We start from the raw sequence: 12850 nt of genomic DNA, 5'->3' as shown, positions 1-12850 counted from the left end.
CGGGAATGACGTAAAATGAGCGGTAGAACTAAACCGCTTGTAGCGCATTAATAGCCTCATCTAGGAAATTCGGTAAAATCACACTTTGTGTAAGCATAATTCTATCCGGATTTTCTAGGCTATCAATCATGTCTTCGTACTTTTCTTTGCCGTGGTTTTTAATGATCAATTCTTTCTTCTCTTCTAGCAAAAGATACATTTTCATACCAATTGGGTCTGCCTCTGGATGAAATTGTGTGCCGATCATGTAAGGCGAAAAACGAATAGCCATCATACATCGTTCTAAATCTACATGCGGACGCTCTTTTTCTATTGCCAATAATTTAGCTCCCATTTTTTTGAAAACACTTTCGTTGGGCTGTACCACTTGCCAGTCTCTACTGTCTACAGAAAAGAATGGGTTGTAAAGGCCTTCGAAAACACGTTCATTTTCTCCAGCTTGAGTTAAGGTAATTGGAAAAATGCCAAATGCGTTTGATTTACGCTGTGTTACTTCACCCAATCCATATTTCCTGCAACCTAATTGGAAAGAATGACAAATCAAGAAAACGTGTTTTTTGTCGTTATTGCTCAAATTAAAATCATCGATTCTATCTAATAAATCAAAAAAATCTGTTTCCCATTTCTGTCCTTCTCCATCGTAAGGATTGCCTGGACCACCACTCGAAATGTAGATATTGTAGCTTAAGTCTGGCACTTCGCCCTTTTGCCTAATGTCGAAAATATCTACTGTTAAGTTAAGCTGATTGTAAATTTTGTATCGGTGTAAAATCTCTTGTATACCCCTCATTCCCTGATTAGGGAACCCGTTATTCATATCTATAACGGCCACCTTTATGTTAATATCGTTCATTTTTTTATTTAGCACCAATTAATGTTTGCGTAGTAATGTAGTCTACTACTGATTCGTAACTTTTGGTTTGTTCGTAAACTGCTAGCTGTCTGTCGGCTCCGGTGCCATTAGCCAAGATCGTTTGCACATACTCAATTTCTTTTCTGCTGCCTAACTCATCTACCACATCATCTACAAAGTCTAGCAATTCGAGCACCAAATTTCGGCAATTTACTTCCATTTCCTTGCCAAAGTCTATCAAATTTCCGTCAATTCCATAACGAGCTGCCCTCCACTTGTTCTCGTTGATGAGTGCTCTGCTGTAAGAAATGAAATTCAAATTCTGTAAACGTAGTTTGTACAATTTAGCACATAATGCTTGAAATAAGGCAGTAAAAGCCATTGTTTCATCAATTAGCATTGGGCAATCGCACACTCTAAATTCAATGGTTTCGAAGAAAGGATGTACCCTGATATCCCACCAGATTTTTTTCGCATTATCGATACAGTTGGTTTTGATCAACAGCTTCACATAATTGTCGTAATCTTCAATACTATTAAAAATATCAGGAATACCGGTACGTGGAAACTTATCGAAAACCTTGGTACGAAACGATTTGTAGCCTGTATTTCTACCTTCCCAAAACGGAGAATTGGTTGAAAGTGCAAAAACGTGAGGCAAAAAGTAGCGCACCTGATTGGCGATATGTATTGCCAGCTCTCTCGATTGGAAGCCTACATGGACGTGTAATCCAAAAATTAAATTGGATCTAGCCGCTTCTTGTAGCTCGTTTACAATTTCACTATAGCGAGGATGCTCCGTAATCAACTGTTTTTCCCAGTGTGAGAAGGGGTGGGTGCCTGCAGCACCGATACGCAAACCTTGTTCTCCAGCCAATTCGGCCACCGTTCTTCGCAGTTGGGATATTTCTTCCCTAGCTTGGTCGGTGTTTTTGCAGATGCCAGTTCCCACTTCCACCACAGCTTGGTGCATTTCTGCCTTCACTTGGTCTTTGTGGATTTTCTGTGCCGCCTCGACAATTTTCTGGTCATGAGAGGTTAATTCCCTTGTTACAGGGTCAACGATCATGTATTCTTCTTCAATCCCTAAGGTGAATTCGTTCATAGGTGGTTTAGGTTTAGCGTTGTTTTATTTGGTTGATTTTTTGGTAGGAGCTTTTGCTGCTGCTTTTGGTTTCGCCGCTGGTTTTTCTTTAGCAACCACAGGTTTTGCAGCAGGCTTAGCTGCGGCTTTTACAGCTTTAGCAACAAGTGGAGTTCCAGCAGCGCCAGATTTTACATAATTACCCCAAGTTAGGTTGTCTTTGCCAAACTCCTGTGCCAATGCTTTCTCAATGGCATAATTAGCAGCAGTTTCTACTACCCATTCAAAGTTCTCTTCACCAACACTTTCTACGCCAGCATCTGGAGCAGGATTGCAGAAATCGATAGCAATAGGCACGCCATTACGTACAGCAAATTCTACTGTGTTGAAATCGTAACCTAAATATTGGTTCAGTTTTAAGGTATATTCTTCAATGGTTTTTAAAAGTTCGGCGCTAGGTTTAGGGCCATCAACCACATAACGTAAATGATGTGGGTTACGCGGTTCGTACTGCATAATACGCACATGTTTGCCACCAATGCAGTAGCATCTAAAGTATTCATCAAAAATGATTTCCTCTTGCAGCATCATTACTGTTTGTTTGGTTTCGCTGTGCTTTTCGAAGAATTCTTCTTTGCTGCGTAACTTGTAAACTTCTTTCCAGCCGCCGCCATCAAAAGGTTTCATGTATGCTGGGAAACCAGTGTATTCAAAAATTGCATCCCAATCAAAAGGCATTACTAAATTGCTAAATGATTTGTCCGTTGTATCATCCGGATGTTCTCTCGATGGAATTAGGGCCGTTTTAGGTACAGGTACACCAATGTTTTCTGCTAATGCGTTGTTAAAGAACTTCTCATCGGCGCTCCACCAGAATGGGTTGTTAATTACTGCTGTACCGCCCATTGCTGCATTTTTTAAGTAAGCACGGTAAAATGGTACATCTTGCGAAATACGGTCAATAATTACTGCATAATCTGGTTTTTCTGCTTGAAAAACTTTATCAATTTTTACAAATTCTGCAGTAACTCCTTTAACTGCTTTTTGGTTTACTCTATCTACGAAAGCTTGCGGAAATGAACGCTCTTGGCCAAATAAAATTCCTATTTTTTTCATTGGTATATTATGTTTTTTTATTGTTGTTGTAATGTTTGAAGGTTGATATGGGCTGATATTTAATCATTCAAAATTTTCTCATTTAGTCATTTCGACTACAGCTGATAAATGTATTCTGGGAACATGTCTCTCCAAATTGGCCAATCATGGTCGGCATTTGGTCTAATATCCAGCCAATGCTGAATTCCTTTTTGATGCAAAATGCCAGAAAGGTTTTCATTGTCTGGTCTGCAGATGTCTCTATCCGATGTTCCCAAAACAATTTTCAATTGCCAAAGTTCGGGATTTATGTTGTTAGGTAGGTAGTCTACAGGGTTGTTAAAGTAAACATCATCGTTGTAAAATCCATCTAATTGGCTTCTGATATCAAAAGCGCCGCTCATACTGAACAAATGGCTAACCGCCCAAGGGTGGCGAAAGGCAAAATTTGCAGCATGGTAACCACCAAAACTGCATCCGGCAGTTACTACCTTATCTCTTCCCGTCTCGGCTTTAGCTAATGGGAGCAATTCTTCCAGCAAAAATTTATCGTACCAAATATGATTTCTTACTCTTTCTGCCGGGTGGATATTTTTATTATACCAGCTCAACGAATCGATGCTATCTGGGCAATAGATTTTGATTTTACCTTCGTTGATGAAGTTTTGTACGGAATCAATTAGCTTAAAATCTTTGTTTTCATAATAACGGCCCATACTTGTTGGAAATAAGACGACCGGAAGACCGCTATGCCCGAAAACGAGCGTTTCTATATCTTTATTTAAACTTGGGCTGTACCATTTATGTAGTTCTTCTCTCATTGGCATAATGTTTTAGACGACTTAAGTTAAGTAAATCATTCTCAACGACAAAAATATCTGATAAATATTTTAACAAGTAAAAAGCAGCTATAGATTTGCCTCTTTTTAGGATATTGATAACTTTGCTTCAGAATTGAAGATTTTCTTCTCGAACATAATACCTCTGTTATTAAAACTACCTATCAAATAAAATCTAAATTTCTTCAGCGAAGCGTTGATGTAGATATCTATGTGCCCGAAAATTTGTTGGGAAATGAAATTGTGAACCTACTTTTGGTAAACGATGGGCAAGATTTAGCCCAAATGGAAATTGAGCAATCGCTTTCATCTTTGTACACAAAGTGGAAAATAGAGCCTATTATTTTGGTGGGTATTAAAGCTAATGAAGAACGTTTATTAGAGTATGGCGTTGCCCATAGGCCAGATTTTAAAAATCGCGGAAGCAAGGCACATCTTCATACCAGTTTTGTAATTAACGAGTTGCTACCTTTTATAAAGAAGGAAACAGGGATCAATATTAATGGTAAAAAGGCATTTGCAGGTTTTTCTTTGGGAGGATTGACGGCTTTTGACGTTGCTTGGCATAACAGTGCGGTTTTTGATCTGGTTGGGGTTTTTTCTGGCTCGTTTTGGTGGCGTAAAAAGGATTTGAGTGATGGCTATACCGATGATGACCGAATTTTACATGAAATGGTGAGGGAAACAGCTACCAAACCAGATCTTAAGTTCTGGCTAATGACCGGTACCGAAGATGAAAAAGCAGACCGTAACCAGAATTTTATTATCGATTCTATTGACGACACCATTGATGTAGTAAAGGAATTAGTGAACAAAGGTTACCAGCGTCCATCGGAAGTTTTTTACTACGAAATGGTAGGAGGTAAGCATGATGTACCTACTTGGGGTAAGGCTTTTCCGAAGTTTTTGGAGTGGGCTTTTGGGAAATGATTTTGAACGCTGAAAGTTGAGCGTAGGAACTAAAGTCGAAAGACTAAAGCTTCAATAAAAATTCGAAAAAATACAATACCTATACAATAAACTAAAAGTTTACGAGTTTATATATTCGAGAGCGTTAATTTAGATGGCGGGGACAAGGCGGTATGCTAAGTCCCCGTTTCTTTTTATGGTAACTAAGATTTAGTTAATTCAACTTTTTTTATTAAACGAATAGCTGCACACCTGTGGCACCCTTTTAAAATTTACATAGATTTTCTTGATGTCCTGATTGAAAGAAGTGATTTTCTTTACACCTAACGCTAGCGTAACTTCACCAAATGATTAAAGGATTATTTGAAACGCATATTTTCGTTGAAGACTTAGAAAGGTCTATCGATTTCTATAAAAATGTATTGGGCTTAATCGACTGCGGTTACAACGAAGTTCGCAGGGTAGCCTTCTTTTGGATTGGCGAGCCCAAAGGGGCAATGTTAGGCTTGTGGGAAAAGCCAAAGAATGAGATTGATATCCGTCATTTTGCTTTTGGGTGTGGTGTAGATGATGTGCTGAACAAATCCGTGACTTTCTTGAAGGAACGAAACTTACAGCCTTACAATTTCCTTAAAGACGGTAATGAAGAACCGATGGTGTTTGCTTGGATGCCAGCTATTGCAATTTACTTTAAAGATCCAGATGGGCACGAATTAGAATTTATCGCTATGCTAGAAGGAGAAGGAAAATCAGAATTGGGCGTCCTTAGCTACGAAAAATGGTTAGCATTACGATAGGCTTTGTTTATGGTTTCTTGAACAAGTTGATGGTATAATCTAACAATTTAGCATCGCCACGTTCGCCATGTCCTGGAATGATAAGTTTAACGTTGGGATAATCTTTTTTCACCTTTTCTACCGTCGTAGACCAAGCAGCAACGTTTGCATCGCCAAGAAAACCTTTGGTAGCATTTAATTCTTTGATTAAACATCCACCAAACATAATGTCTTCACTAGGGAAATAGCCTATCACATTATCTTTGGTGTGTCCCTCTCCAAAAAACGTAGCTGTAACTTGTGCTTTGCCTAATTTTAGCATAAGTGGTTTGCTAAAACTGTTTTTCGGGACAGTGAAACTTTTTGCTTTAGCAAATTCAATGGTTTTGAAATAGGCATAAGATGCAATGTTTTTCTGGTGAAAGGAATTTAAGCCGCCGAGGCAGTCGTCGTGAAAATGAGTTGCAATAACCGCATTGATACGGCAATTCAGTTTATTGTTTATCCATTCTATTAGCCGGTCGGCGCTTTTGTTGTTGGTAGGTGTGTCGAAAATAACGACTTCGTTGCCGTTTTTAGCAATTAATCCATTGCACGGAACTTTACCAAAATCTTGGGTTTGAAGATAGGAAGTGTGTTCAAAAGCGTTTGCTGAAATTTGGGTAACGATTAAATCATCGGATTTGTAAACTACTTTAGGTTTGAATATATGTTGAGCACTACAATTGATAACTACAAAAGATAAAAGAGCTATGACTAGAAATTGACGAGTGTTTTTCATATTGGAATTGGAATTGGAATTGGAATTTTTTGGATTATAAAGTTAGCAAAGAATATCCTTTTCGTCGTAGAAATATGCTAAAGTGCTATAGAAAAAGAGCGAGAACAAAGTGCAATAACTAGGTTCTCGCCTATTTTTTCCAATTCGGAAATGTTATTCTTTTACAGAAATAAAGGTCTCTACTTCTGCCTGATCTCCATCGTAATATTTTTTACCGTGTATGGTGAAATCTGCTTTGTAAGCTCGCTTTGCATTTAAATCTTCATTGCCCCATATTTCTAACCAGGTATTAACAACGGCTTCGGGCATTTTACCCTTCGAAACAAATTTCTGGTAGATGTCGGTTTCAATCGTTAAGCCAACAAATCCTTCTGGAATGTTTGCTAATGAACTTACTGGTAAACCGATAATAGTGGTGTAATACCTATTGCGTTTGTTTACTTATAGGATGCTAACGTTTTGGGGCTTTGCGATGGTGGGGCAATCGAAGCACGAATCTTCAATTTTGCACAAAAGCTCAATCGAAGAACTGCCGTTGAATTTAGCACTGAACCCGCCATTTTGCCAAACTGCTGTTGTGCGTTCGGCTTTTTATTCAGTTTTGTTAAGTGTCCAAGTAATCGCTTTTTCTTTTGTTGCTCTGAAAATTGTCGTGTGCTTTTCTTTCGGCTCGTCAGAAAATTTCCATTTTATGTTTGTTCTGTTTTCAGTACTCAAGATTTCAGCTAGTTCTTTTGTAAAAGGTGAAACATCTTCTGCATTTGAACCAGCAAACCAAATTCGTTTTTCAGTTGATGGAAATTTTGCTAAACGCTCTTTTGCGGTTCTCACTAAATAATGATTATTCCACCAAAGTGAAGGGTCAAAAGCGATATAATTGTCAAACATTTCAGGTGTCAAGAAGAAAGTTTCCATTAAAAAAAGTCCTGATGCAGATTCTCCAATTATACTTTTTTCAGTCGTTGTTCTGTATCGTTTGTCAATTTCAGGAAAAAGTTCTTCTTTTATAAAGGCTCTAAATTTTTCTGAACCGCCAACAACTGGTGCAATTTCTTTGTCTTTTGCTACTTCTGTAAAGCTTGTCAAATCTCTTCTTCTTTGAGTGTTTTCAATTCCTACAAGTATTAAAGGTTTTATTTTCTTTTCTTTAATCAGTTTAGCCAATGTATTTGCAATGTGAGGAAAGTCTTCTTTTATTCCACCATCTGCCATATACATTACTGGCAAAGAGTCTTTACTTGCTTTATAATTTTCAGGTGTCCAAACGTTGATTATTCTTTCTTCTCCAACTTGTTTAGATTGAATTTTAAAGGTTTCGTGTTCTGGAATTGGGTCGTTTGGTTGTGATGTATTTGAGCAACTTGTCAATGTTACAAGTATAAAAAATAGGTTGTAATAAATGAATTTCATATTTTCTGTTTTTGTCTGTTTATATTTGTACGCCGTCGTTTTAAGCTGACGCACAACGTTTTGGGGCTTTGCGTTCGGGCGGGTTTCGGAGCACAAAGTTTCAATTTTGTACAAAAGTTGAACCGAAGAACAACTGTTGAACGTTGCAGTTTCGCCCCACTATAGCAAAACCCTTGTTATAGGGCGTTTTTCTTTCCGTTGATTTTTAGTTTTGTAAATATTGTCAAGAGTGTCCAAACTAAGTTTGAAGTTATTACGAAAAATACTGTCCACCACAAACTTGTCCCTGCTCTTGATTGATAATTTCCGGTTTCTTCTCTCAGAATTATTAAGTTCTCATTGTCAAATGATAAATTGGTTTGCTGTATCGCTTTCAAGTAATAATTTCTTTCGTCTGAATTTGTAAGGCGTTTTAATAATGTCGTTTTGTATTCATACTTGTCGTAAAGTGCTACTGATGAGTCAATAAATTTTGATATTAATTTCGCCTGTTTCTCTTTGTTGTCAAATAATCTATTGCTGAATTTATCACCAAACATAGTTCCTATCCAAATATTTTTATCATAAATGCTGTCGTCTTTATTTGTTAAGGGACAAGCATAGTAACATCCAATTCCTACTTCGTTTCCTCTGTCGGGATAACCTTTTGTGACAAATAAGCCACTTCTGTTTTTATGCTGTGATGAACTTTCGATTGAATAATACATTGTCGGTTTATTGGTCAAAATTTCGTCTACACTTGTTAAGTGCGTTAATTCTCCAGTTTCTCTGTCAACATAAAATTGGAAAGTCAAAATCGGTGCGGTCAATAAAATCCAAGATATGAAAAGTGTAAACTCACGATGTTTGCCTGTCGTGTCTAACAACCGAAGTTTTTTTCTGAAATAAAACCAAATTAAAGCTGATGAAATAATTATTGGAACAAAGAAACCAAAAATGTTATCATTAAGGTCAAAAAGCTTTAATCGAATAAACACAAGCCAATAGAAAAAAGAATATGTCAACAGAAAGCTTGTCGATATGAAAATGAATGGTAATATTATTTTGATCAGTTTTTCTTTCATTTGACTGTCGTCCTAAAATGCCCTATAACGTTTTGGGGCTTTGCGTTCGGGCGGGTTTCGGATCACAAAGTTTCAATTTATTACTAAAGTTCATTAGAAGTACAAAGCTTCAAGGTTGTACGTCAGCCCGCCTGACGCAAAACCCGTGTTAGTGGCTGTTTTTTAATCAATAATATTCGTAGTTGCTATAATGAAATTCCTGAGTTCGTCTCAAATAAAAATTGTCCGTGATTAAGTTATCAAGTTCATCAACAATTTCATTTAGTTTTTTTGTTCGCTTAATTTTCTCTCGTCCTAATGTTTCAAAATCAATTTTACTTTCGTCTTCTATTAGTTGTCTTAAAGACTTTATATAAAGCTCTTTTTGCTTAGTTATATTGTAAGTTTTTTCAAGTTCATTTCTCTCCTTAGGAAAAAGGTAAATTGAGTATTCAGCATATCCTAAAATCCTCATTCGTTGGTGTCCGAAATATGTTCCACCATATTGAAAATGTCCAAATAAAGAGTTTATTCTTGAATAAATTTCGATAAGGTTCTTTCTTTTTTGAGCATATTTTGCGATACCGTTTTTTTGTTTTAAGAAGTGCGCATATAAGACATAATAAACATCTTGTCCCTGTTCGCTTCCAAAGTCTACACTATTTACAAAACGATAATAAAGCTTGTCGGGGTGTTGTGAAAACTCTTGAAATAATTCAGAATGTTCGTCCACAATTTTGTTGAAGTCTGATTTGGCAAACCTCAAAGTATCACCAATTTCTGTTGTGATGAAAATGGTGTCTTGTTGTGTATAATATTGTGAGTTGTCAATCTTTGTAGTCTTAGTGGCTGTATTAGCAATAGCAGTCTTTTCAACTTGATTAGGTTGATTGTTACAACTTAAAAATCCTGCTGTAATTGCTAATATATAAATCTTATGTTTCACGGTCGTCTTAAAAATAGCCACTAACGTTTCGGCGCTTGGCGCAGTGGCGGATTTCGGAGCTCAAAACTTTCATTTAACCACAAAAGTGGATCCGAGGTAGAATGTTCAATTAACCACGTCACTCGCCATTGAGCCAAACGCCTGTTACCACCAGTTATTTTACTTTCGTCCTTGTTAGCCACGGTGTCAATGTTAATGAAATTAGTACTGCCGAAATTGCTGTCACAATTACGTTTCCGTATTGTTTCAATTCAAGTCCGCTTAAAAGTCTTATTGAAATAATTGTCAAAGTAAGTCCTGCTATAATTACCCAATATTTCAAATTTATATTTTCTTTTTTGGTCTTGTTTTTCGGCAGTTTATAAATGGCAAAAGCAATTACAAGTCCACCGAGCAAAGTCGAAGAATGTTGCAATATTTTCAAGATTGGAATTTGTCTGCCTAAAAAGTCAACCAAGTTTTGTAGTGCTGGAATTGTCTGTACGAAATAGCCGTCGTCGTGAGTGAAGCTGTCCCAAAATATGTGAGAAGCTGCACCGATTAGAATTGAAATTGTCACTACAAACCAGTTTCTTTTAAAGTGTTCGTTCCAATCAAACTGTTTAAATGCGAAAAATCTTGGCTTTAAAATTGTCGGCAGATTGTCGAATAAACTGTCCCGAACAATGTTGTGAAAAATGAATGCAAGCAAAAGTCCTAACGGTAAGTCGAACCAAAAAAGTCCGTCAATTGTATGGCTGTAATTGCTTTTAATTCTCATTCTTAAAAAGTATTCAAAGTCTGGTGTCAAACTGCCGATTACAAGTCCAGTCAATGAGAACCATTGTCGAGGAAAAAATGTCAACGGTAAAACTATTGCTGGGTGTGAAAATGTAAATGGCATTTCTTTTTGTCTGTTTGTTTATTTTTACGGTGTCGTCTTTTATAATTGGTGGTAACGGTCCTGGGCTTGCCGAAGGCGGGGCATTAGAAGCACAACTGTTCAATTATGCACGTCAGCCCCGCTTTTGGCAAGCCGATGTTGTGCGTATGTGCTTTTTTTCTTATTGTCATCTGTCGTCCTTTTATTCAATTGTAAAACTGATTGGTAAAACCATTTTCATTTCAATGGGTTGTCCAAATCTTGTTCCCGGAACAAAGGTCAACAATTTTACAACTCTTATTGCTTCTTCGTCTGTTGAAGTCGTAATACCTCTTTTAATTTCAATGTCTTTTACGTTGCCAAGCGTGTCAACCGTAAATCCTACATAAACTTTTCCTGTCACACATTCGCCTGTCTTTGGGTAACGTAAATTTTCTCGGATAACTTTTTTCAGTCCAATATCACCACCGTCTTTGAATGTTGGCGGAATGTCTGGGTCTGCAAAAATTACTTCGTCTTTGTCAATATGTTTTCTTTTGGCATATTTTTCAATTTCTGTAATCTCGTCTTGGTAATATGACATTGTCCTTAAACAACTATAAGTCCAAAATGCATTTTTCTGTTTTGGAAATTTGAAGTCGTTGTTAACCTGCCCGAAGTAAGTGTTACTTTCTCCGTAAACGATATACTTTTCACCTATTTGAAATCTAATTCCGCAGTCACCGCCACCAATTCCTGTGTAAATTGTTATTGTGTCGGCTGTAATTTTTCCTTTGTAAATATCTGATACAAGAAGTCCGTAACGAGCAATTGTCCTTTTTGCCATTGGTGAGTTCTTCATTGTCGTGTCATTCGGGAACATTTGTAATAGTGTCGAGTCGGTAAGTGTAATAATATCTTTATTTACAATTGTCCCAACGATAACTGCGTCTGCATGCTTTACTTCTTCTTGAACTGTCCTTTGTCCAATACAAGAACAAGCGGAAAGTCGTCCTGAAATACTTGTCAAGAGTAAAATTGTCAATATGATTACTGTCGTTCTCATAGCATTACGCACAACTTATTTATACCGGAATCTTTTTCTCGAAAAACTTCCTCAAGCCTCCGGTTTTATAAATATAGGAGGAAGTTTTTGAATAAAATTTGCCCACTATCATTTTATTCCTAATTTATCTAACGGGCTAACTATCTTTTGCAGAGATTTTTGACTAACATGCGTGTAGATTTCGGTAGTCCTGCTACTCTTGTGGCCAAGCAGAGCTTGTATGTAGCGTAGGTCGGTGCCAGCTTCGAGCAGGTGCGTGGCATAGCTATGTCGCAGCATATGCAGGTTTACCGCTTTTTTTATTCCCGCTATGGCACAGGCCTTTTTTAGTACTAGCGCCAAGCTTCTCTCGCTGTATCTGCCATGGTTTAGGCCCTCAAATAAATACGTTTTGGGCTTGTAATCTTTATAATAATTGCGCAATAGTACTAGAGCGGTATTGCTTAAGGGTAAATTTCGGTCTTTTCTGCCTTTGGCATTTTTAATTAAAATTTGCATCCTTTTACTGTCTATATCTGTAAGCTTTAAGTTTAGTAGTTCGCTGCGTCTAAGACCTGCAGCATAAATTAAGCTAATCATGCACTTATGTTTACTGTTGGTTAAAGCGTTGATTATGGCTGCTACTTCTTCAATTGCCAATACTTTTGGCAGTGCATTGTATTTTTTGGGCCGCTGTATAACGCTGATATCTATTTTGGTTTGCTCAACTTGAGCAAAAAATAATTTGATGGCGTTAACGATTTGGTTTTGGTAGGAAGCGCTTAGTTTCTTTTGGAGTATATAATCGTTATTGAAATTATCGATATCGTTGCTTGTTATTGCCGCTACTTCTTTATGTTTATAAAAATTTAGGAAGGTTAACAGCGCTTCGCTATAGGTCTTAATGGTGTTTTGGCTATATCTTTTTGTATTGAGGTAAAGTGTAAACTGTTCAAGTTTTATCCTCGTATCTGCGGCTAGGCTAGCCACGTTACTGTTGGTTGTTTTAATTTTAAACTTCTGAAGGTTTGCTGGGCTTGCTGGCAAGTGCCAAACCTTAAGGCTGGCACTCCATTTTGCGCCCGCCAGCTTTTTAAAACGTAAAATAAGCTCTGGTTTGTTATCAAAATAAACCGCAATGCGGTTTTGGCCCTTATGTGTAATAAGTTCGGCTTTGTACATGGTTAGGTAGATGTTTTACCCCAAGTTAGGAAGAATTTTGTGTAAT

The 12850-nt window shown here is 37.2% G+C and carries 13 protein-coding genes and 1 pseudogene; 2 read left to right on the top strand and 12 right to left on the bottom strand.

Annotation, left to right across the window (positions count from 1 at the left end; translation table 11 throughout):
- Nucleotides 1–28: 28 nt before the first annotated feature.
- The 4 genes from AC23ME_RS01010 to AC23ME_RS00995 form a co-directional block, all read right to left on the bottom strand.
- Nucleotides 29–853 (bottom strand): type 1 glutamine amidotransferase, encoded by an 825-nt coding sequence (locus tag AC23ME_RS01010; protein ID WP_487725887.1) that lies wholly within the window; start codon nt 851–853, stop codon nt 29–31.
- 4 nt (nt 854–857) lie between these two features.
- Nucleotides 858–1958, bottom strand: coding sequence for a carboxylate-amine ligase (locus AC23ME_RS01005; protein WP_487725886.1), 1101 nt, complete (start codon nt 1956–1958; stop codon nt 858–860).
- 24 nt (nt 1959–1982) lie between these two features.
- Nucleotides 1983–3053, bottom strand: coding sequence for an ATP-grasp domain-containing protein (locus tag AC23ME_RS01000; RefSeq protein WP_487725885.1), 1071 nt, complete (start codon nt 3051–3053; stop codon nt 1983–1985).
- A 95-nt stretch (nt 3054–3148) separates the two neighbouring features.
- Nucleotides 3149–3853 carry an esterase family protein gene (locus AC23ME_RS00995; RefSeq protein ID WP_487725884.1) on the bottom strand — a complete coding sequence of 235 codons (705 nt, stop codon included), beginning with the start codon at nt 3851–3853 and terminating at the stop codon, nt 3149–3151.
- A 132-nt stretch (nt 3854–3985) separates the two neighbouring features.
- Here AC23ME_RS00995 and AC23ME_RS00990 point away from each other — a divergent pair, with 132 nt between their 5' ends.
- Complete coding sequence (locus AC23ME_RS00990; protein ID WP_487726731.1) at nt 3986–4801, top strand: alpha/beta hydrolase; 816 nt, start codon at nt 3986–3988, stop codon at nt 4799–4801.
- Between the two features lie 326 nt (nt 4802–5127).
- The gene (locus tag AC23ME_RS00985; protein WP_487725883.1) at nt 5128–5577 is read left to right on the top strand and encodes a VOC family protein; all 450 of its coding nucleotides are present in this window, start codon (nt 5128–5130) and stop codon (nt 5575–5577) included.
- Nucleotides 5578–5584: 7 nt separating this feature from the next.
- Here AC23ME_RS00985 and bla read toward each other — a convergent pair whose 3' ends face one another.
- The 8 genes and pseudogenes from bla to xerA all read right to left on the bottom strand — a co-directional run bounded on the left by bla (nt 5585) and on the right by xerA (nt 12804).
- Nucleotides 5585–6337 (bottom strand): subclass B1 metallo-beta-lactamase, encoded by a 753-nt coding sequence (gene bla, locus AC23ME_RS00980; protein ID WP_487725882.1) that lies wholly within the window; start codon nt 6335–6337, stop codon nt 5585–5587.
- A gap of 153 nt (nt 6338–6490) precedes the next feature.
- Nucleotides 6491–6754, bottom strand: a pseudogene (locus tag AC23ME_RS00975) (GyrI-like domain-containing protein); the annotation flags it as partial.
- Between the two features lie 174 nt (nt 6755–6928).
- A complete protein-coding gene (locus tag AC23ME_RS00970; protein WP_487725881.1) occupies nt 6929–7747 on the bottom strand; it encodes an alpha/beta hydrolase in 819 nt (272 codons plus the stop codon).
- Nucleotides 7748–7923: 176 nt separating this feature from the next.
- Nucleotides 7924–8811, bottom strand: coding sequence for a hypothetical protein (locus AC23ME_RS00965; RefSeq protein WP_487725880.1), 888 nt, complete (start codon nt 8809–8811; stop codon nt 7924–7926).
- Between the two features lie 166 nt (nt 8812–8977).
- Nucleotides 8978–9736, bottom strand: a complete 759-nt coding sequence (locus AC23ME_RS00960) for a hypothetical protein (RefSeq protein WP_487725879.1) — start codon at nt 9734–9736, stop codon at nt 8978–8980.
- Nucleotides 9737–9890: 154 nt separating this feature from the next.
- Nucleotides 9891–10619, bottom strand: a complete 729-nt coding sequence (locus AC23ME_RS00955) for a DUF4184 family protein (protein WP_487725878.1) — start codon at nt 10617–10619, stop codon at nt 9891–9893.
- A gap of 181 nt (nt 10620–10800) precedes the next feature.
- Complete coding sequence (locus AC23ME_RS00950; RefSeq protein ID WP_487725877.1) at nt 10801–11643, bottom strand: TonB family protein; 843 nt, start codon at nt 11641–11643, stop codon at nt 10801–10803.
- Nucleotides 11644–11751: 108 nt separating this feature from the next.
- Nucleotides 11752–12804: a site-specific tyrosine recombinase/integron integrase gene (xerA, locus tag AC23ME_RS00945; RefSeq protein ID WP_487725876.1), complete on the bottom strand. Its 1053-nt coding sequence runs from the start codon at nt 12802–12804 to the stop codon at nt 11752–11754.
- Nucleotides 12805–12850: the final 46 nt, after the last annotated feature.

The sequence above is a fragment of the Pedobacter sp. T50_32 genome (assembly GCF_057652195.1).
Note: the sequence above shows the minus strand (reverse complement) of the source record. Positions and strands in the feature narration are given on the sequence as shown.

Coding starts and splice junctions, on each gene's coding strand:
- AC23ME_RS00950 (WP_487725877.1), bottom strand. CDS start 11,643: ATGAGAACGACAGTAATCATATTGACAATTTTACTCTTGACAAGTATT.
- AC23ME_RS00985 (WP_487725883.1), top strand. CDS start 5,128: ATGATTAAAGGATTATTTGAAACGCATATTTTCGTTGAAGACTTAGAA.
- AC23ME_RS01000 (WP_487725885.1), bottom strand. CDS start 3,053: ATGAAAAAAATAGGAATTTTATTTGGCCAAGAGCGTTCATTTCCGCAA.
- AC23ME_RS01010 (WP_487725887.1), bottom strand. CDS start 853: ATGAACGATATTAACATAAAGGTGGCCGTTATAGATATGAATAACGGG.
- xerA (WP_487725876.1), bottom strand. CDS start 12,804: ATGTACAAAGCCGAACTTATTACACATAAGGGCCAAAACCGCATTGCG.
- AC23ME_RS00965 (WP_487725880.1), bottom strand. CDS start 8,811: ATGAAAGAAAAACTGATCAAAATAATATTACCATTCATTTTCATATCG.
- AC23ME_RS00955 (WP_487725878.1), bottom strand. CDS start 10,619: ATGCCATTTACATTTTCACACCCAGCAATAGTTTTACCGTTGACATTT.
- AC23ME_RS00970 (WP_487725881.1), bottom strand. CDS start 7,747: ATGAAATTCATTTATTACAACCTATTTTTTATACTTGTAACATTGACA.
- AC23ME_RS00995 (WP_487725884.1), bottom strand. CDS start 3,853: ATGAGAGAAGAACTACATAAATGGTACAGCCCAAGTTTAAATAAAGAT.
- bla (WP_487725882.1), bottom strand. CDS start 6,337: ATGAAAAACACTCGTCAATTTCTAGTCATAGCTCTTTTATCTTTTGTA.
- AC23ME_RS01005 (WP_487725886.1), bottom strand. CDS start 1,958: ATGAACGAATTCACCTTAGGGATTGAAGAAGAATACATGATCGTTGAC.